Source organism: Rhizobium rhizogenes NBRC 13257 (assembly GCF_000696095.1).
Classification (GTDB): domain Bacteria; phylum Pseudomonadota; class Alphaproteobacteria; order Rhizobiales; family Rhizobiaceae; genus Rhizobium; species Rhizobium rhizogenes.
The window spans coordinates 70,623-87,961 of the sequence record NZ_BAYX01000010.1; the positions used below are offsets into that span (position 1 = coordinate 70,623).

A 17,339-nucleotide genomic window follows, 5' to 3' on the forward strand; every position below is an offset into this window, starting at 1 on the left:
TCGTTTATTCGTTTCGCATGATCCCATCCCAAAACCGCTTCGCGCTTTTTGGGATCACGCTTATTCCATGGCCTCGCGGATCAGATCATCCGCCGCTTCGGCCAGCAGGACATCGTGGGCCTCGCCCGGCACCGGCACCTTGCCGATTTCCAGCATCACCGGCACAGCAAGCGGCGAGATGTGATCCAGCGCCCGATGGGTGATGTGGCCCTTGATTCGCTTCAGCATATCCCCAAGACGGCCGATATCCAAAAGTCCCGTCGCCGCATCCTGCCGTGTCGCCTGCATCAGAATGTGGTCGGGCTCATGGCTGCGCAACACGTCATAGATCAGGTCGGCGGATACCGTCACCTGCCGGCCGGTCTTTTCCTTGCCGGGATGACGACGCTCGATCAAGCCGGCAATCACGGCGCAATTGCGGAAGGTACGTTTCAGCAGGAAGGATTCATCGAGCCAGGCCTCGAGATCGTCGCCGAGCATATCCTCGTCGAAGAGATCGGAAAGGCTGAGATGGCCGTTGGCGATCATCACGCCCAGGTCCTCCAGCCCCCAGATACCAAGCGAATAATCGGTGGCGACAAAGCCCATCGGCTTTGCCCCTGCCCGCTCCAGCCGTCGCGTCAACAGCATGCCGAGTGTCTGGTGTGCCAAACGTCCTTCGAAGGGATAGGCAACCATGTAGGCCCGGCTGCCGCGCGGAAAGGTCTCGATCAGCAACTCGTCGCGCTTCGGCAGCATCGACTTGTCCTTCTGGATTTCCAGCCAGTCGCGCACCTGATCCGGCAGACGACGCCATCGATCCGGATCGGCGATCATCGAGCGCACCTGATCGGCAAGATAGGTCGATAGCGGAAACTTGCCGCCGGCATAGGACGGGATTTTCGGGTCCATGGAGAAGGCCTGCGAGGCTAGACACTCATTCTCACGGATACCCTCGAAGCGCAGCACCTTGCCGGAGAACAGAAACGTATCGCCGGGCGAAAGCTGTTCGAGAAAATACTCCTCGACCTTGCCGAGCGAGGCCCCGCCTCGACCGAGCGAGCCCAACGCATTGCGCTTCACCATGCGGATATTCAGCATTGCCTCTTCGACGATGGTGCCGAGGTTCAGTCGGTATTGCTGCGCCACCTGTGGATTGGAGACCCGCCAGCGACCCTCCGGCGTCTTGCGGATGCGGGCATAGCGCTCATAGGTTCTGAGCGCATAGCCGCCGGTGGCGACGAAATCGACGATGCGCTCGAAGGTTTCCCAGGAAAGATCGGCATAGGGCGAAGCGCTGCGGACCTCATCATAGAGTTCCAGCATGTCGAAGGGTTCGGCGCAGGCCATGCCGAGAATATGCTGGGCAAGGACATCAAGCGCACCGGCGCCAACCGGCGGCGTATCCTGCGCCCCGACATAATTGGCGTCGAGCGCCGCCTGGCATTCCATAACTTCGAAACGATTGGCGGGCACGAGGATCGCCTTTGACGGCTCGTCCATGCGGTGATTGGCGCGGCCGATGCGCTGGGCAAGGCGGCTCGCCCCTTTCGGTGCGCCGACATGGATGACGAGATCGACATCGCCCCAGTCGATACCGAGATCGAGTGTCGAAGTGGCGACGACGGCGCGCAGCCTGTTGGCGGCCATGGCGGCCTCGACCTTGCGGCGCTGGCCGACATCGAGCGAACCGTGATGCAGCGCGATCGGCAGATTGTCGTCATTGGCCGACCATAGCTCCTGAAACAGCATTTCCGCCTGCGAGCGCGTGTTGACGAAGAGAAGCGTGGTCCGATGCTCCTTCAGCTCACGATAGATATCGGGAATGGCGTATTTGGCGGAATGGCCGGACCAGGGGATGCGTTCGTCCGTCGCAAGGATCGAAATATCAGGCTTGGCGCCACCCTCGACCATCACCAGCCCGGCATGCCGCTCCGCCCCCTCCTCCTGCGCCACCAGCCATTTCTGCAGATCCATCGGCTCTGCGACCGTGGCGGAAAGGCCGATGGTCTGCACGCGTGGTGCCAGCTCGCGGATGCGGGCAAGGCCAAGGGAGAGCATGTGGCCACGCTTCGACGTCACCAGCGAATGCAGCTCGTCGAGGACGATGTATTTCAGATCCTTAAAGAAGCGCTCAGCCTCACGATTGGCGAGCAGCAGCGCCACCTGCTCCGGCGTCGTCAGCAGGATATCGGGCGGATTGAGCTTCTGGCGCTGGCGCTTACCGCTCGGCGTATCGCCGGTCCGGTTTTCGACGGAGACCGGCAGGCCCATCTCGGTAACCGGCTTCATCAGGTTGCGCTCGATATCGACGGCGAGCGCCTTCAGCGGCGAGATGTAGAGCGTGTGGATGCCGGTGAAAGCGGAGCCCGGCGGGATTTTGCCCCGGCGTGTCAGGTCGGTGAGCGACGGCAAGAAGCCGGCCAGCGTCTTGCCGGCTCCCGTCGGCGCAATCAGCAAGGTGCTTTCGCCGGCCTCGGCGCGCGCCAGCAATTCCAACTGATGCGCGCGCGGCTGCCAGCCCTTTTCCGCGAACCAGCGGATAAAAGGGGCAGGCAAGGCAAGATGGCTCTCGGAATCGATCTGGTCCACGTTGCGAAAGTAGCGAGAAATCCACGAAAAAGAAGAGGTATTGACTCCTCACATAATCGCGGATAAAAAATATCCACGATACAAAAAGGACAAACCAATGAAACTCGGCGAGGGCGTAGAGCAAGCAATACACAGCGTTGCAGTGCTGGCCGGACTGTCCGAAGGCGGTGTGCTTTCGGCGGCGGCGATTGCCGAGTTTCATGGTGTGTCGGTGAGCTATCTCCTGAAGCATCTGCAGGCGCTTTCCGGTGCCGGCATTCTCGACACCGTGCCCGGCCCCAAAGGCGGCTACCGGCTGGCACGACTGCCGAAGGACATCAGCCTGCTCGATATCGTGCTGGCGGTCGAAGGGCCGGCGCCCGCCTTTCGCTGTGCCGAGATCCGCCAGCGCGGGCCGAACCCGCTGCCGGGCAAATATTTCACGAAACCCTGCGGCATCAGCGCGGCGATGCTGGCCGCCGAAAGGGTCTACCGCGCCGAACTGGCGAAAACCGCCATCGCCGACATTTTGGCCGACCTCGCCGAAAGCGACGACGGCTCCATCGCGGCAAGAGGCTGCGCCTTCCTTGCCCTCAATGAACGCAGAACCAACCGATAGATCGAAAACCCAAGGAGAGAACCATGCAAGCTCGTTTCAATTTCGCAAAAGCATCGCCCGAAGCCTACAAGGCCGTTGCCGCCCTCGAGAACTATGTCCAGATCTCGGGCCTGGAACGCCGCTTCATCCACCTGATCAAGCTGCGCGCCTCGCAGATCAATGGCTGCGCCTATTGCGTCGACATGCATGTCAAGGAATCCCGCCACGACGGTCTGAGCGAGCAATGGATCAACCTGATGTGCGTCTGGCGAGAATCGCCGGTTTATGACGCCCGCGAACGCGCCCTGCTCGGCTGGGTTGATGCGGTGACGAAGATTGCCGAAACCGGCGCGCCGGATGCGGATTTCGAGGTGCTGAAGCAGCATTTCAGCGAGGAGGAAATCGTCAAGATCACCGTGGCGATCGGCACGATCAACGTCTGGAACCGGCTCGCCGTAGGTTTCCGCTCGCAGCATCCGATCGATGCGGCAAGCAAGGCGGCCTGAAGGCCTTCTTTCCGGCAAGCTCTCGGCTCGTTGTGTGTCTCCGCGTCCTCCTGAACTCCGTCATCCTCGGGCTTGACCCGAGGATCCAGGCACAGGCGCGTCAGCACGGCAAAAATGTAGCCGGAGAACGTTGGCGAGAGTGCATCTTTTGAACGCTGCACCCGGAAACCTCTCGTATAGCCCGCAACTTGGGCGGGATCCTCGGGTCAAGCCCGAGGATGACGGGGTTTGGGGTCGGTGGCAGGAAGCAGACGAGAGTCTGGGCGATAGTCGCCATTGATGGCCTCAGAGCGAGCCCTAAATTAAAAAGGCGCGGGACCGAAATCCCGCGCCTTTTTTAGCTATCCGGATAAGCCGGCGACTGAAAACACTTAGGCTGCAGCCGAAGCGAAGCCTTCCGTCGGGACTTCCGAGATGGTCTTCAGAACCTGCGAAGCGATCTGGTAGGGGTCGCCCTGCGAGTTCGGACGACGATCTTCGAGGTAGCCCTTGTAGTCGTTCTTGACGAAGGAATGCGGAACGCGGATCGAAGCACCGCGGTCGGCAACGCCGTAGCTGAACTTGTTCCACGGAGCCGTTTCGTGCTTGCCGGTCAGACGCTTGTCGTTGTCCGGGCCGTAGACAGCGATGTGAGCGTCGAGGTTCTTGTCGAACTGAGCCATCAACGCTTCGAAATAGGCCTTGCCGCCAACTTCGCGCATGAACTTGGTCGAGAAGTTGCAGTGCATGCCCGAGCCGTTCCAGTCGGTGTCGCCGAGCGGCTTGCAATGGAACTCGATGTCGATGCCGTACTTTTCCGTCAGGCGCTGCAGCAGGTAGCGAGCCATCCAGATCTGGTCGGCGGCGCGCTTGGAGCCCTTGCCGAAAATCTGGAATTCCCACTGGCCCTTGGCCACTTCGGCGTTGATGCCTTCGTGGTTGATGCCGGCTTCGAGGCAAAGGTCAAGATGCTCTTCGACGATTTCGCGGGCAACGTCACCAACATTGCTGTAGCCGACGCCGGTGTAGTACGGACCCTGCGGAGCCGGGTAACCAGCTTCCGGGAAGCCGAGCGGACGGCCGTCCTTGTAGAAGAAGTATTCCTGCTCGAAGCCGAACCATGCGTCTTCATCGTCAAGGATGGTCGCGCGGCTGTTGGACGGATGCGGCGTAACGCCATCCGGCATCATGACTTCGCACATGACGAGTGCGCCGTTGGTGCGGGCCGGGTCCGGGTAAATGGCAACAGGCTTCAGCACGCAATCCGAGCTGCGGCCTTCGGCCTGCAGCGTCGACGAACCGTCGAAGCCCCAGAGCGGGAGCTGCTCGAGCGTCGGGAAATCGTTGAATTCCTTGATCTGCGTCTTGCCACGCAGGTTCGGTACTGGGGTGTACCCGTCGAGCCAGATATACTCGAGCTTAAATTTAGTCATTACGCACCTCATAGAGTTAATCAGGCGAAGCAGAAAAATTAGAAGGCGCGCCCGCCCAAAAACTTTCACTACAAACGGCTGACCAACACCATGCATGTGACATGCCAGATTCTGCTGGCGCGGCGCTCAATTCGAGAAAAACGTGCAGTTCCGAGTCATATCGGGCCGACTTTCGACTGCTATGCGTCTGATTTTCTCAAAATCCTGAGCTATTTGCGGGCAAATCACTGACAACTTGTCGCAGCGCACCAGATTCGAAGCAGCGCAGCAATTCATCATCCAAACGCCGTGATTTAACGGCTCAAAACATCAAAATTGCCTATAATTTCAACCTTTTGCATTTTTTTTATGCAAACACCTGAAAAATGGGCTCCAACTCTGCTATATATAAGCTGTCTCTTGAAGCGCACCCGCTTGAGCATCAAAAGGGAGAGACATCGTAATGGCCATCAGTCCACTGCATGAAACGGCAAAGATTTTTCAGTTTCCCATCAAGGCCCGGACCATTCCCGCTGGTCAGCGTAGCCATGTGAACCTTAATCCGGACATTGGCCCGCGCGTCGCCGTGGTCGATTTCGATAGCTGGTATCACGAAGCCGCCATCGCGGACTCCGACACAACCCGCAAACAATAAGCCGACGCCGCCCTAAAAGGCGATGTAGCGATCCGACCGATGGTTGATCGCGACGAAGAGATTGAGCGCGACTGCGCCCAGCACCGAGCAGATGACCACGAACGGCGTGGTCACCGTAAAGGCGACTGCGAGCACGCACATGTCGACCGCAAGCTGGACAAGTCCGGCACGTATCCCGAAACGTTCCTGAAGATAGATGCCCAATATGCCGACGCCGCCCAGGCTGGCGCGGTGGCGATAGAGTGCGAGCAGCCCGAAGCCGAGCAGGACGCCGCCAAGCAGCGCCGACCAGAAGGCGTTGATATGGGCGATTTCGAACAGTTGCGGCTGCAGGTTCGTCAGCAGCGAGGTCAGCGCGATGGCGATGAAGGTCTTGATGGTGAAGGCGCGGCCAAGCTGCTTCCAGGACAGATAGAAGAACGGCAGGTTGACGACGAAGAAGGCCACGCCGAAATTCACGCCGATCGCGTAATGCAGCAGAAAGGCGATGCCCGCCGTGCTGCCCGTCAAGAGGCCGGCGCTCGACAGGCAAAATAGCCCGAGCGACGATATCAGGCTGCCGGACAATATCCCCTGGATATCCTCGACCAGCGAATGCCGCGTAGCGGAGGTGTTCCAGACGCCAAAAGCGCTCTTCAGGCTCGCCATGATACTTTCCCTTTGTTTTCGGGATTCTGCCAAAAAACGGAAACGACAATCAAGCGGAATATGTAAGGAATGCTGACCTATTTAAATTTTGCAAGATTCGATCCGTCAGGCGGTTTTCCGCGTAACGAACAGAATGCCATGCACCGGTTTTCCGCCATCCATGCGAATGACGCTGCGGGCCAGATTGTGGACGACAAAGCCATGGTCGGCCAGAAGCGCCCTGACATAGGCTTCCGAATGGGCGAAACGCAGCGAATCCCGCAAGAGATAGCCTTCCGCCTCCTGCGCATCCTCGACTGAAAAAGCAAAAACGGCTTCGGGAGCGGCCAGCTCCGCGACGATCGCCATGACGCCCTGGAGATTGCCGAGATACATCAGCACGTCGGCGGCGGTGATTAGGTCCGCGCGGGCCGGCACAAGCCCGTTATCGAACACGCCGGACAGGGATGGCGCCAGCGACAGGTCAGCCTGACCGAGATGGTCGTAGACGCCCTTTTCCGCTGCCTTGGTAAGCATGCCCTTCGACAGATCGAACCCCTCCAGCCGATCGACCCGCGCGCGGATTTCCGGGCCGAAGAGGCCAGTACCGCAACCGAGATCGACAGCAAGATAGAAGCGCGCCGGGATGTCGGCTGTGTCGGCGATCAGCGCCGCGAGCTTTTGCGGTACCGTGTAGCCAAGCTTCTCGACCAGCGATGTCTCGAACCGGTCGGCATAATCGTCAAACAGCCGCTCGACATAGCGGCTCGGCGGTTGTTCGGGCAACTCGGCAGCGCCCAGAACGGCAAGCTTCAGCCGCGCGCCGAAGACATCGCCTTCATCGAGCGTCAAAACCTCGTTCAGCGCCGCGACGGCGCCCTCAACATTGCCCGCCTTTTCGCGATAGATCGCGAGATTGAACCAGCCGGCGGCCCAGGACGGCGCCAGCTCCAGCGCCTGTTCCATCAGCTCGGCAGCGCTGGCCGGTTCGCCGCTTTCGGCAAGCATCTTCGCATAGTCGGCGCGACGGTCGGCAATGACGTCGCCGGAGGAAAGCTGGCTCGGCAGCATGATCAGGGTCCTGTTTGACCTCCGCCTTTGGACGTGGCCACAAAAAAACTCAAGTCCTATTTCAGGCAGGCACCTGTTTCAGGTGAGCGCTGCGGCAAAAGAGCTTGCGAGTCACGGGTCGCAGCCCTATCTCAGGACCGCTCTACAGGCATTATGGAGACGTCAGCATGTCCGATCAGATGAACAAGTTCCTCGGCGACTCGCCCGGCCGCACGCTGGTGAAGCTTATCATCGTGTCGCTGATCGTCGGCTTCACGATGAAGTTTTTCGGTTGGCGTCCGCTCGACTTCCTTTATGGCGTCCGCCGCTTCCTGCTGGATCTCTGGCACAGCGGCTTTGCAGCGCTCGGCGAGTTCGGCGATTACCTGGTGCTTGGCGCCACGCTCGTCATTCCACTCTTCATCCTCCTGCGCCTCTTCAATTACCGTCGTTGATATGATCTCCCCAAACACGTCTTTCGCGCGGCGCCATGCACTGCGTCTCACCGGCCTTGCGCTCGCCGCCATCGTCACGAGCTGCGCGACGGCGCCGAGCCATCTCTCCAACATACCGGCCAGCGACCAGACCGCCTCCGCGCTGCCGCTCGTCAATGCCCTGCGCGCCAAGAACGGACTACCGCCGTTGCAGATCGATACCGCCGCCAGCTCGGCAGCGATTTACCAGGCCAGGCGCATGGCGGATGCCGGCAAGATGGAGCATCTGATCGGCATCGGCGATAATTTCGGCACGCGCGTCAAATCAAGCGGCGTTAAGCTGCCGGCCGCCGAGAATATCGCCGAGGGACAGAAGAGTGTAGACGCCGCAGTAACCGCCTGGATCAACTCTCCGAAGCATTTGCACAACATGCTCGGCAAATATGATGGTCTTGGCGTCGCTCTCGCCTATACCCCCTCTTCCGGCGGCAGGCCTTATTGGTCCATGGTGCTCTCCTCGAACTGAGGAGAGGCCGACCGGAGATGGATCAACAAGCACGCGGCGGCAAAGTCCTGCCCTTTGACGTGACGCACCGGCTGGTGCTGTCCATCGCCCTTCCGATGACGCTCGGCTTCATCACGACACCATTGCTCGGCATTGTCGGCACCGCTGTCGTCGGGCAACTCGGCCAGCCGGACGCGTTGGCGGGCCTGGCGATCGGCGCCATGCTCTTCGATCTTATCTTCTCGAGCTTCAACTTCCTGCGTGCTTCGACCACCGGCCTCACGGCGCAGGCCTATGGCCGCTACGACCGGCACGAGCAGCAGGCGATTTTCTGGCGGGCGCTGCTCTCGGCGCTTGCATGCGGCATCCTGATCGTCCTGTTGTCGCCCGTCCTGCTCTGGCTCGGTATCAAGCTGATGGGGCCGGAGGGCGGCGTTGCCGAGGCGACACGCACCTATTTCTCGATCCGCATGCTGGCCGGCCCGATGGCACTCGCCAACTACGCCATTCTCGGTTTCGTGCTCGGGCGCGGCCAGGGCCGCATCGGCCTGCTGCTGCAGACGGTGATCAACGGCGTCAACATCGTCCTCGCCCTGGTGCTCGGCCTCTGGCTTAGCTGGGGTGTAGCAGGCGTTGCCTGGGGCACGCTGATCGGCGAGGCGGCCGGCACGCTTACTGGCCTTGCCATCGTACTCAAAAGCTTCTCGGGCGAGCCACGGCCCAGCCGCGCCGAGCTACTGTCGCCGGCCAAGCTCAAACAGCTCTTCGCGCTCAACCGCGATATCCTTATCCGCACCTTCGTGCTGCTCGGCGCCTTCACGCTGATGACCCGCATCGGCAACAGCTTTGGCGCGGTGACGCTTGCCGCCAATGCGGTGGTGATGAACTTCCTGTTGCTGTCCGCCTATTATCTTGACGGGCTCGCGAATGCCGCAGAGCAGATCACCGGGCGCTCGATCGGTGCCAACTATCGCCCCGCCTTCGAGCGCGGGCTGAAGCTGACCGGTCTCTGGTCCTTCGGACTGGCCCTTGCCGCCGCCCTGTTCTTCTTTGCGGCCGGCCCGGCGCTGATCCGCCTGCTGACCACGTCCGAAGACGTGCGCGCTGCCGCCGGAGCCTACCTGCCCTGGGCCGCCATATCTGGGCTGACGGGTGCGCTCGCCTTCCTGATGGACGGCGTGTACATCGGTGCCACCTGGTCGAGCGCGATGCGCAACCGCATGCTGCTATCCTTTGCCGGCTATCTGATTACCCTTGCTATCCTCGTGCCGACGCTGGGCAATCACGGCCTGTGGATGGCGATCAACGCCTTCCTGCTGTTCCGTGGCCTTCTCCTGATCATTGGTCTGAAAAAGCGGGTCGATCAGACCTTCCGGTCCGCCCAGTAATCGAGCCTGCTGTCACGCAACTCGCGGATCGAGGCGACGCGCTCGCGGTCGAGCAGTTTCGACAGGCCGGCAACGACGCGACCCGGCAGGCCCGGCCCCTCATAGACCATGCAGGAATAGAGCTGCACCAGATCGGCGCCCGCCCTGATCTTCTCCAGCGCGGTCTCCGCCGAGGAAACGCCACCGACGCCGATGATCGACAGGGCGGCACCAACGCGGCGGCGCATCTTGGCAAGCACGACCGTTGACCTTTCGAACACCGGCTTGCCGGAGAGGCCGCCGGCTTCCTTCGCCTGCACCTGATCCTTCAACCCGTCGCGCGAAAGCGTGGTGTTGGAAACGATCAGCCCGTCGAGCGCATGCGCCAAAACTTCGGCCGCGATGTCGTCCATGCCCTCTTCGGTCAGGTCCGGTGCGATCTTCAGGAAGACCGGGATCTTCTTGCCAGCCTTGGCGGCTTCGTCGTCGCGCGCGGCAAGCACGGCCGAAAGCAGTGCCGACAGGCTTTCGCGTGCCTGCAGGTCGCGCAGGCCCGGCGTGTTGGGCGAGGAGATATTCGCGGTGAAATAGCGCGCCACGGAATAGAAGCGGCGGATGCCGGCGACATAATCGGCGATACGGTCGGCGCTATCCTTGTTGGCGCCGATATTGACGCCGATAATGCCATTCCCGCGGATCGGCTGGAGGCGCCGGAGTGCGGCTTCGTGGCCTTCATTGTTGAAGCCGAGGCGGTTGATGACGCCTTCATCCTCGACCAGGCGGAAGATGCGCGGACGCGGATTGCCGGGTTGCGGCTTCGGGGTCACCGTGCCGATCTCGGTAAAGCCGAAGCCGAGCTTCAAAAGCGCCTCGGGTACTTCGGCATTCTTGTCATAACCGGCGGCCATGCCGAGCGGATTGGCAAAATCCAGCCCGGCCACGGTCTGACGCAAGCGGGGATCGTTGCTCACCCGGCATGTAGGCACCAGGCCAGACTTCAGAGCGGCAATCGACATGCCATGCGCCGTTTCCGGATCGAGAAGGAAGAGGCCACGCCGGCCAAGGTCTCGAAAAGAGCCGATCATTCTGAGATCTCCGGAAAGACATGTGCGCCATCGGGGCCAAGCGGCAGCGGCTTTGCCCAGAGCACGGCCGAAAGCGGCAGCGGCGCATAAAGATGCGGGAAGAGAGCGCCGCCGCGCGAAGGTTCGAATACCAGCCTGTCGCCGAGCGCATCGCCGTCGATCGCTACCAGCAGCAGGCCTTGCTGGCCGGCAAAGTATCGCGCCGCCGTCTCTTTCGATTGCTTCGCCGTCGACAAATGGATGAAACCGTCGGTCAGGTCGATCGATGCGCCATGAAAAACGCCGGTTTGTCTGGCTTGCTGCCAGAGCGTATCCGGCACGATCTTGTAAACCACTGGCATAGCGGTCATCATCCCCGTGTAAACATGTCCTGATAGGGCTTTGCACGAAAACCGACGCCGATGTCCACGGTTTCCGTGGTGGATTTAGGGTTTTAACGCAGAAAATCCGGAGGATGACATGACGAAGGAAATCGTAACGGGCCTCGCAGCCCTGCTCCTGCCCGCCACTCTTCTTCTTAGCGTACCAAGCCAGGCGGCCGAGCCGGACGCAACACGCTTCCAACTCGAGCGCAGCGGCGATCATTTCATCCGCCTCGACAAGCAGACGGGCGCGATGTCGATCTGCCAGGATCAAAGCGGCAATCTCGTCTGCCGTATGGCCGCAGACGAACGCGCCGCCTATGACGACGAACTCGACCGCCTATCCGACCGCGTCACCAAGCTGGAAAAGACCGCGAGCGCCGGCGGTGGATCGACCCTGCCCAGCGACGCTGATGTCGACCGCACGCTCGGCATCATGCAGAAATTCATGCGCGGCTTCATGGGCATGGCCAAGGAGTTCCAGAACGAGGAACCCGACAACAAGGCGCTGCCGCAGAAAACCTGACGCCTTGGGAACCAGGAGCGAAAGCAAGGGGATTAAAGGACCTTATTCCTACCCCGCCCTTTACTCGCAAAAAAGCCTCGGTTAACCTTTCCTTAAAGGTCAAACGCCGGATATCCGGCTTCCGGGTGCTGAGCGGCGATGCTGTCACATGAGCAGATATGGAGCGCGATCGACAAACTTGCCGAACGCTATGCCTTGACGCCATCGGGCCTTGCCCGGCGCGCCGGCCTCGATCCCACCTCCTTCAACAAGTCGAAGCGGCTGGGCCAGGACGGACGTCTGCGCTGGCCATCGACGGAATCGATCGCCAAGGTGTTGGGCGCGACCGGGGCCAGTATGGAGCAGTTTCTCGGCATCCTGCGTCCAGTGGAGAGAGGCGATGGCAATGCGGATCATGCCTCTTCACCACCCGCAAGCTCCATTCCGCTGCTTGGTTTCGCGCAAGCCGGCTCAGGCGGCTTTTTCGACGATGGCGGCTTTCCGGCCGGCCAGGGCTGGGACATGGTGGAGTTTCCCGCAGCACCAGGACAGAAGGGCGGCGTCTATGCGCTCGAGGTTCAGGGCGAAAGCATGCTGCCGCTCTATCGCGACGGCGACGTGCTGATCGTCGAGCCGGGCGCGCAGATCCGACGCAGCGACCGCGTGGTGGTCAAGACCCGCGAGGGCGAAGTCATGGCCAAGGTGCTGCTGCGGCAGAGCGCAAAGTCGATCGAACTGCTGTCGCTCAACCCAGAACATCCCAATCGCAGCTTCGATCTTGCGGATGTGGAATGGATCGCCCGGATCATCTGGGCCAGCCAATAGGAAAGTTTTCCCGCTATGCGTCGTAATGTTTGGCTTGCAGGTGTGGCAGGTGTCGTGGTCGGTTCATGGCTGACTTTGGTTGCGGTGCAGGTGAACGAACATGGTTTCCATCTGCCGGGTCGCGCAGCGAGCAAGGCCGAAGCTGAAAACCACTCGGCCACAGCGGCTGCGCCGATCGAGGTAGCGCAAGCCGATGTCGCGCCGGCGCAGACGCTTACCGATACAGCACCCAAAAAGACGTTGCCGATAACAGCCGGCACCGTCATTGCGGCAGCGACTGTCATGGCAGATAGCGCCACGGCGCAGACAACGGTCCCGGCCGCCACGAAGAGCGAGCCGCCCGCCGCAACCTTGACATCCGCGCCTGCCGTGGCGCCGGTCGTGGCAGCCGAAGATACCGCTAAAGACGCGGTCATAGTGCCGGCCGATCAAGACAAATCGTCCACGGCGAAGCCAGCGATGGAGTTGCAAGGCACATCGCCCGCCCAGCTAACACAGTCGGAAACGGCGCCGGCAACCGCACCAGAGGCTCAGCCTGCCCCAAAGAATACGACCGATGCCGACGGGACTAAGACCGAAGCGCCCGAGATAAAGAAGGCTGAACCGGAGCAGGCGGCACCGTTCCCCGCACCCGCCGACCAGGCCGACAGGGCAGCGGCGGCTGCAGCCCGCCGGACCGTGCCCATGACGCCATCCACTCAGCAGGCGTCGCCCGGCGACAGCCAGACGCCAAGCGACGACCAGAAGCAAGCTGGGGGGACGGAGCCCGTGGAGCTGGTGCGGCCGTCTTCCGACCGCGCCGGCATGCTGACCGTCGGCAACAGGAGCGTGCAGCTTTCCGGCATCATACCGACCGATATCGGCCGGATGTGCGCCGGGTCTGATGGCAAGAGCTGGCCGTGCGGGACAGCAGCACGTACCGCGTTCCGCATGTATCTGCGCGGCCGGATCATCGATTGCGACCTGCCGAGCGCGACCTGGCAGGGCACGATGACGGGACACTGCCGTTATGTTCGCATCGACCTTAGCGAATGGCTCGTCCGTTTCGGTTGGGCCGAGCCGGAGGCCGGATCGCCGCTGGAGGCCGCTGCGGAACAGGCGAAGCAACAGAAGCGCGGCATCTATGGCGACGACCCGCGCAAGGGCCGGAAATCGACGCTCGCGCCGGCTCCGGCCAAGGAAGATCCGCTTAATCCGATCTGACGCCACGCTTCCGCCACCGGCTCTTGTCATGAGAGACATGACTTTCTAGTCTGCCGCCAGTTTCAAAGGATTTTGTTTCGTTATGAATAAGCCGCTTTCCGCCCAAGAGGCCCTGATCTACGTCATGGTCATGGCATCCGCTGTCGACCGGACGATGAACGACCGCGAAATGACCCGGATCGGTGAACTCATCCATGCCCTGCCGGTCTTCAAGGGCTTCGATGACGAAAAGCTGATCGATGTTTCGCGCGACTGCGCCAGGCTTCTGGCCGGCAGCGAAGGGCTCGACATCGTGCTGGAAACCGTGCGCGACACCCTGCCACCACGGCTCTACGACACCGCCTATGCACTTGCCGTCGAGGTCGCTTCCGCCGACTTGTCGGTCAAGGCCGAGGAGCTGCGCCTGCTGAGCCTGCTGCGCGACCGCCTCGATCTCGGCAAGCTGACCTGCGCCGCCATCGAGCGCAGCGCCATTGCCCGTTACCGCAAGGGCTGAAAAGCCCGCTCAATACAATCCGTAAGGAAAATAGCGCAGATAGATTTCCTGCAGCCGGCCGTTGCGCGACAGGGTCGCCAGGGCATGGTTGATCGCGGCCGTCAGATCGGCATCCTGCTCGCGTAGCATGATGGTCATGCCTTCGCCGAGGAACTGCTGCGAGAGGTAGGGGCCGTCGAACAAGGCGCAGCACTTTTCCGCCGACGGCGACGACACCCAAAAAGAAAGCTGCAATCCGTCGGCAAAGCCGGCATCGACCTTACCGTCCTTCACGGCCGCCAGAAGCGCGTCCTTGTCGTCGAATGGCACCAGCTTGATCGCCGGGAAGAAGGCTGCCAGCATCGCCTCATGCGTTGTGCCCTTGACCACCCCTACCGAATGGCCGGCAAGGGCTGCCGCCGTCCGACCATCAATCGGCGCCTTGAGATTGCGCACGAAGCGAGCGGGCAACATCAGGAAGGGGCGCGAGAAGGCGAAACTCTTGCGTAGCTCCGGCGTCACCGCGACGCCCGCGATCACCGCATCCCCCTGCGACGCCGAAAGCGCGCCCTGCAATTCCTCGAAGGGCAGCGCCTGGATCTGGCACTTGTCCGATATGCCGAGCTCGTCGCAGATTTCGCGGGCGAGATCGACATGGAAGCCTGAGAGCTTGCCGTTCTGATCGGCGAAATTGAAGGGCGGGAAGTCGACGGAGGTCAGGAAGCGTAGCCTGACCAGAGTGGAAAGATCCGGCTTCGGCAGCCGTTCGCGCGCATCGAAGAGAACCGGCAGGCCGGACGGCGGCGCCTGCTGCGCGACGACAGGCATAGCGCAGGAGGCAGCCATCAACACTGCGCCTGTCAAGGATCTCGCCACGGATATCAACGACGAAAGACAAACGCGCATGACGATGACTAAGCCTCCTGTCAGGTGGTCAGCTTCCTGATTTCAGGATCGGTGTAACAGAGTCATGCCGAAGGGGGAATATCGCGCCGAGCCACGAACCGGAAACTCCCGGTCCGGCATGGCAACATGATCGAGCGCAAAGGCAGCGTTGCCTAACGACCTGCTATCCGTTTTGGGGGCGGAAGCAGTTCGAGTTTTGCAGGCCTGACGTCGCCCTGGTCCCCTCGCCGCCTGACCAGTTTCGCGGGGGCGCCGACATAGATGCCGTAGGGCACGGTCTTTCCCTTGACGACGGCATTGGCGCCGATGACGCAGCCCTTGGCGATATGGGAGCCGCCGAGAATCTTCGCTCCGGCGCCGATCCAGACATCGTCCTCGATAACGACAGGCTTCTTGGTCACACCCTGCATGCGGATCGGCTGCGTGACATCATCGAAATTGTGATCAAACGACACGACCATGGCATGGGCGGCGATCCGCACATCATTGCCGATGGTGATGCCGCCGCGTCCGAGCAAAATCGCATAGTCGTTGAGGGAGACGTGATCCCCGATCTCGATGCTGCCACGCTGCGCATCGATGACGACACCTCTGCGGATAAAGGCCCTCGCGCCGATACTGACGCGGCCATCCTTCCAGATGATCGTCGTGCCGCGCGGCACCTTCGTACGGCGGGAAATCCGCAGCACGCCGCGCGTGAAGATCGCCTTCAGTCTGTAAAATGACGCAAAGCTAAGCATCTGGTCCGTTCCGGTTAGGGACGACTTTCTGTCATGCTTGTCTGTCAGCAGCCTGAACAAACAAAGGTTTTATTGCGGCAATGTCCGATACTGACGCGCGCGGCTCTGCTCAAGGAGTTGAAATCGGACGTTCCCTGCCTGGCATGAGCATGGAGCGAAGGAAAAGTGGAGCGGGTGAAGGGAATCGAACCCTCGTATTCAGCTTGGGAAGCTGCTGCTCTACCATTGAGCTACACCCGCCTGATATCCGGAGATGTCCAACAGTTGCCGGCCTCTGTCAAGGCCGGAAGCTGAGTGATCAAAGCCGGAAATGCTTCGACAGCTTTAGGCCTTGCGCCTGATAGTTCGAGCCGAGGCCGGAGCCGTAGAGGCTCGTGGGTTGCTCCAGCATGTGTTCATAGACCAGGCGGCCGACGATCTGGCCGTCTTCGAGGATAAAGGGCACTTCATGACTGCGCACCTCCAGCACGGCGCGGCTGCCTCGGCCGCCGGCGGGGGCATGGCCGAAGCCTGGGTCGAAGAAGCCGGCATAGTGGACGCGGAATTCACCGACCAAGGGATCGAAAGGCGTCATCTCGGCAGCATAGTGCGGCGGTACGTGCACGGCTTCGCGCGAAACGAGGATATAGAACTCGTCCGGATCGAGGATCAGCTCGGTGCGGCCACGGCTATAGAGCGGCTCCCAGAAATCGTAGATATCGTGCTGCGCCTTCTTGTCGACATCGACGACGGCGGTGTGGTGCTTGCCGCGATAGCCGATCAGGCCCTCCTTGTCGCCGGCAAGATCGATCGACAGCGCGATGCCGCCGCCATTGACGTTCGGCTGCTTACTCGCGACCAGCGTTTCGTTGGCATGCAGCGCCATCAGTTCCGGCTCGTTCAGCAGTGCCTGGCCAACACGAAAACGGATCTGCGACAGGCGCGAGCCGCGGCGAACGACGATCGGGAAGGTGCGCGGGCTGATCTCCAGATAGAGCGGACCGGAATAGCCGGCCGGGATCTTGTCGAACTCCTGCGCCCGGTCGGTGATGACGCGGGTGAAGATGTCCAGGCGACCGGTCGAGCTTTTCGGATTGGCCGAGGCCGACATGTCGGCCGGCAGGTCGAGGCGCTCCATCAAGGGCACGATGTAGACGCAGCCGGTTTCCAGCACGGCACCTTCGGAAAGGTCGATCACATGCAGCTTCAGCCGATCGAGCTTGTCGGCGACGAGATGCGACGGGCCTGGCATGAAGCTGGCGCGGACGCGGAAAGCATGCGCGCCGAGGCGAAGGTCAAGGCTCGCCGGCTGGATCTGATCGTCGTCCAGTTCCCGTTCGCTCGTCAGCCGCCCCGCTTCGAAGAGCGTGGCAATGGCGCGATCGGCCAAAATTCCAGTGTTGCGAGCCATTCTGCCTTTCCCATAATTTGCCGCAGACAAAACCAAACTCAGGGAATTGACGCAAGCGGTCAACAGCAGTATTGCAACTTATCCCGTGGTGATTTGGCCGGTCGGCTTGCAGCCACGTTAAATAAGTGGCTAAAAAGACCGGGTTGAAAACCGGTCTGCAATTGC

19 protein-coding genes, 1 tRNA gene and 1 riboswitch are annotated in these 17,339 nt (G+C 61.2%); of the genes, 10 read left to right on the top strand and 10 right to left on the bottom strand.

The window, feature by feature from the left end; translation table 11 throughout:
* Window positions 1–60: 60 nt before the first annotated feature.
* Window positions 61–2,571: a ligase-associated DNA damage response DEXH box helicase gene (locus RRH01S_RS22600; protein WP_012650926.1), complete on the bottom strand. Its 2,511-nt coding sequence runs from the start codon at window positions 2,569–2,571 to the stop codon at window positions 61–63.
* Window positions 2,572–2,668: 97 nt separating this feature from the next.
* Between RRH01S_RS22600 and RRH01S_RS22605 the strand changes: the two genes are divergently transcribed.
* Together RRH01S_RS22605 and RRH01S_RS22610 are read left to right on the top strand one after the other, a co-directional pair.
* The gene (locus RRH01S_RS22605) at window positions 2,669–3,169 is read left to right on the top strand and encodes an RrF2 family transcriptional regulator (protein ID WP_007695628.1); all 501 of its coding nucleotides are present in this window, start codon (window positions 2,669–2,671) and stop codon (window positions 3,167–3,169) included.
* Window positions 3,170–3,192: 23 nt separating this feature from the next.
* Window positions 3,193–3,654 carry a carboxymuconolactone decarboxylase family protein gene (locus RRH01S_RS22610; RefSeq protein WP_012650924.1) on the top strand — a complete coding sequence of 154 codons (462 nt, stop codon included), beginning with the start codon at window positions 3,193–3,195 and terminating at the stop codon, window positions 3,652–3,654.
* Window positions 3,655–4,025: 371 nt separating this feature from the next.
* Here the strand turns inward: RRH01S_RS22610 and RRH01S_RS22615 are convergent, their stop codons facing one another.
* On the bottom strand, window positions 4,026–5,066 hold the full coding sequence (locus RRH01S_RS22615; protein WP_007695624.1) for a glutamine synthetase beta-grasp domain-containing protein: 1,041 nt from the start codon (window positions 5,064–5,066) through the stop codon (window positions 4,026–4,028).
* Between the two features lie 442 nt (window positions 5,067–5,508).
* Between RRH01S_RS22615 and RRH01S_RS22620 the strand changes: the two genes are divergently transcribed.
* Window positions 5,509–5,700, top strand: a complete 192-nt coding sequence (locus RRH01S_RS22620) for a DUF2735 domain-containing protein (protein ID WP_007695622.1) — start codon at window positions 5,509–5,511, stop codon at window positions 5,698–5,700.
* A gap of 12 nt (window positions 5,701–5,712) precedes the next feature.
* On the opposite strand, the gene RRH01S_RS22625 is transcribed toward RRH01S_RS22620, so the two are convergent.
* Window positions 5,713–6,348 (bottom strand): YitT family protein, encoded by a 636-nt coding sequence (locus RRH01S_RS22625; protein ID WP_007695620.1) that lies wholly within the window; start codon window positions 6,346–6,348, stop codon window positions 5,713–5,715.
* A 105-nt stretch (window positions 6,349–6,453) separates the two neighbouring features.
* On the bottom strand, window positions 6,454–7,398 hold the full coding sequence (locus RRH01S_RS22630) for a class I SAM-dependent DNA methyltransferase (RefSeq protein ID WP_007695619.1): 945 nt from the start codon (window positions 7,396–7,398) through the stop codon (window positions 6,454–6,456).
* Between the two features lie 167 nt (window positions 7,399–7,565).
* On the opposite strand from RRH01S_RS22630, the gene RRH01S_RS22635 reads away from it, so the two are divergent.
* Genes RRH01S_RS22635 through RRH01S_RS22645 form a run of 3 tightly spaced genes read left to right on the top strand, consistent with a single transcriptional unit; the run spans window position 7,566 to window position 9,704 of the window.
* Window positions 7,566–7,832 carry a DUF6460 domain-containing protein gene (locus RRH01S_RS22635; RefSeq protein ID WP_007695617.1) on the top strand — a complete coding sequence of 89 codons (267 nt, stop codon included), beginning with the start codon at window positions 7,566–7,568 and terminating at the stop codon, window positions 7,830–7,832.
* 1 nt (window position 7,833) lies between these two features.
* Window positions 7,834–8,337 carry a CAP domain-containing protein gene (locus RRH01S_RS22640; RefSeq protein WP_007695614.1) on the top strand — a complete coding sequence of 168 codons (504 nt, stop codon included), beginning with the start codon at window positions 7,834–7,836 and terminating at the stop codon, window positions 8,335–8,337.
* 17 nt (window positions 8,338–8,354) lie between these two features.
* The gene (locus tag RRH01S_RS22645; RefSeq protein WP_034520203.1) at window positions 8,355–9,704 is read left to right on the top strand and encodes an MATE family efflux transporter; all 1,350 of its coding nucleotides are present in this window, start codon (window positions 8,355–8,357) and stop codon (window positions 9,702–9,704) included.
* Here the strand turns inward: RRH01S_RS22645 and RRH01S_RS22650 are convergent.
* A complete protein-coding gene (locus tag RRH01S_RS22650; RefSeq protein ID WP_034520201.1) occupies window positions 9,680–10,768 on the bottom strand; it encodes a quinone-dependent dihydroorotate dehydrogenase in 1,089 nt (362 codons plus the stop codon). The two genes, RRH01S_RS22645 and RRH01S_RS22650, sit on opposite strands and share 25 nt — an antisense overlap.
* Window positions 10,765–11,121, bottom strand: coding sequence for a DUF952 domain-containing protein (locus RRH01S_RS22655; RefSeq protein WP_012650919.1), 357 nt, complete (start codon window positions 11,119–11,121; stop codon window positions 10,765–10,767). Before RRH01S_RS22655 ends, RRH01S_RS22650 begins: the two co-directional genes overlap by 4 nt.
* A gap of 106 nt (window positions 11,122–11,227) precedes the next feature.
* Between RRH01S_RS22655 and RRH01S_RS22660 the strand changes: the two genes are divergently transcribed.
* The 4 genes from RRH01S_RS22660 (at window position 11,228) to RRH01S_RS22675 (ending at window position 14,159) form a co-directional block, all read left to right on the top strand.
* Window positions 11,228–11,656, top strand: a complete 429-nt coding sequence (locus RRH01S_RS22660; RefSeq protein WP_012650918.1) for a hypothetical protein — start codon at window positions 11,228–11,230, stop codon at window positions 11,654–11,656.
* 138 nt (window positions 11,657–11,794) lie between these two features.
* Window positions 11,795–12,460 (top strand): S24 family peptidase, encoded by a 666-nt coding sequence (locus tag RRH01S_RS22665; protein ID WP_007695604.1) that lies wholly within the window; start codon window positions 11,795–11,797, stop codon window positions 12,458–12,460.
* A 15-nt stretch (window positions 12,461–12,475) separates the two neighbouring features.
* The gene (locus RRH01S_RS22670; protein ID WP_007695602.1) at window positions 12,476–13,663 is read left to right on the top strand and encodes a thermonuclease family protein; all 1,188 of its coding nucleotides are present in this window, start codon (window positions 12,476–12,478) and stop codon (window positions 13,661–13,663) included.
* Between the two features lie 82 nt (window positions 13,664–13,745).
* Window positions 13,746–14,159: a tellurite resistance TerB family protein gene (locus tag RRH01S_RS22675; RefSeq protein WP_007695601.1), complete on the top strand. Its 414-nt coding sequence runs from the start codon at window positions 13,746–13,748 to the stop codon at window positions 14,157–14,159.
* 9 nt (window positions 14,160–14,168) lie between these two features.
* Here RRH01S_RS22675 and RRH01S_RS22680 read toward each other — a convergent pair whose 3' ends face one another.
* From RRH01S_RS22680 to RRH01S_RS22695, 4 genes are all read right to left on the bottom strand, one after another.
* On the bottom strand, window positions 14,169–14,984 hold the full coding sequence (locus RRH01S_RS22680; RefSeq protein ID WP_007695589.1) for a transporter substrate-binding domain-containing protein: 816 nt from the start codon (window positions 14,982–14,984) through the stop codon (window positions 14,169–14,171).
* Window positions 14,985–15,196: 212 nt separating this feature from the next.
* Window positions 15,197–15,784: an acyltransferase gene (locus tag RRH01S_RS22685; RefSeq protein ID WP_007695587.1), complete on the bottom strand. Its 588-nt coding sequence runs from the start codon at window positions 15,782–15,784 to the stop codon at window positions 15,197–15,199.
* 166 nt (window positions 15,785–15,950) lie between these two features.
* Window positions 15,951–16,024, bottom strand: a tRNA-Gly gene (locus tag RRH01S_RS22690).
* Window positions 16,025–16,082: 58 nt separating this feature from the next.
* Complete coding sequence (locus RRH01S_RS22695; RefSeq protein ID WP_007695584.1) at window positions 16,083–17,174, bottom strand: 2'-deoxycytidine 5'-triphosphate deaminase; 1,092 nt, start codon at window positions 17,172–17,174, stop codon at window positions 16,083–16,085.
* A gap of 75 nt (window positions 17,175–17,249) precedes the next feature.
* Window positions 17,250–17,328: riboswitch (SAM riboswitch) on the top strand.
* Window positions 17,329–17,339: the final 11 nt, after the last annotated feature.

Bases quoted from the DNA above. Each gene is read 5' to 3' on its own strand.
- RRH01S_RS22655 (WP_012650919.1), bottom strand. From the start codon at position 11,121: ATGATGACCGCTATGCCAGTGGTTTACAAGATCGTGCCGGATACGCTC.
- RRH01S_RS22610 (WP_012650924.1), top strand. From the start codon at position 3,193: ATGCAAGCTCGTTTCAATTTCGCAAAAGCATCGCCCGAAGCCTACAAG.
- RRH01S_RS22605 (WP_007695628.1), top strand. From the start codon at position 2,669: ATGAAACTCGGCGAGGGCGTAGAGCAAGCAATACACAGCGTTGCAGTG.
- RRH01S_RS22650 (WP_034520201.1), bottom strand. From the start codon at position 10,768: ATGATCGGCTCTTTTCGAGACCTTGGCCGGCGTGGCCTCTTCCTTCTC.
- RRH01S_RS22640 (WP_007695614.1), top strand. From the start codon at position 7,834: ATGATCTCCCCAAACACGTCTTTCGCGCGGCGCCATGCACTGCGTCTC.
- RRH01S_RS22660 (WP_012650918.1), top strand. From the start codon at position 11,228: ATGACGAAGGAAATCGTAACGGGCCTCGCAGCCCTGCTCCTGCCCGCC.
- RRH01S_RS22620 (WP_007695622.1), top strand. From the start codon at position 5,509: ATGGCCATCAGTCCACTGCATGAAACGGCAAAGATTTTTCAGTTTCCC.
- RRH01S_RS22670 (WP_007695602.1), top strand. From the start codon at position 12,476: ATGCGTCGTAATGTTTGGCTTGCAGGTGTGGCAGGTGTCGTGGTCGGT.
- RRH01S_RS22675 (WP_007695601.1), top strand. From the start codon at position 13,746: ATGAATAAGCCGCTTTCCGCCCAAGAGGCCCTGATCTACGTCATGGTC.
- RRH01S_RS22685 (WP_007695587.1), bottom strand. From the start codon at position 15,784: ATGCTTAGCTTTGCGTCATTTTACAGACTGAAGGCGATCTTCACGCGC.
- RRH01S_RS22645 (WP_034520203.1), top strand. From the start codon at position 8,355: ATGGATCAACAAGCACGCGGCGGCAAAGTCCTGCCCTTTGACGTGACG.
- RRH01S_RS22615 (WP_007695624.1), bottom strand. From the start codon at position 5,066: ATGACTAAATTTAAGCTCGAGTATATCTGGCTCGACGGGTACACCCCA.
- RRH01S_RS22630 (WP_007695619.1), bottom strand. From the start codon at position 7,398: ATGCTGCCGAGCCAGCTTTCCTCCGGCGACGTCATTGCCGACCGTCGC.
- RRH01S_RS22680 (WP_007695589.1), bottom strand. From the start codon at position 14,984: ATGGCTGCCTCCTGCGCTATGCCTGTCGTCGCGCAGCAGGCGCCGCCG.
- RRH01S_RS22625 (WP_007695620.1), bottom strand. From the start codon at position 6,348: ATGGCGAGCCTGAAGAGCGCTTTTGGCGTCTGGAACACCTCCGCTACG.
- RRH01S_RS22635 (WP_007695617.1), top strand. From the start codon at position 7,566: ATGTCCGATCAGATGAACAAGTTCCTCGGCGACTCGCCCGGCCGCACG.
- RRH01S_RS22665 (WP_007695604.1), top strand. From the start codon at position 11,795: ATGCTGTCACATGAGCAGATATGGAGCGCGATCGACAAACTTGCCGAA.
- RRH01S_RS22695 (WP_007695584.1), bottom strand. From the start codon at position 17,174: ATGGCTCGCAACACTGGAATTTTGGCCGATCGCGCCATTGCCACGCTC.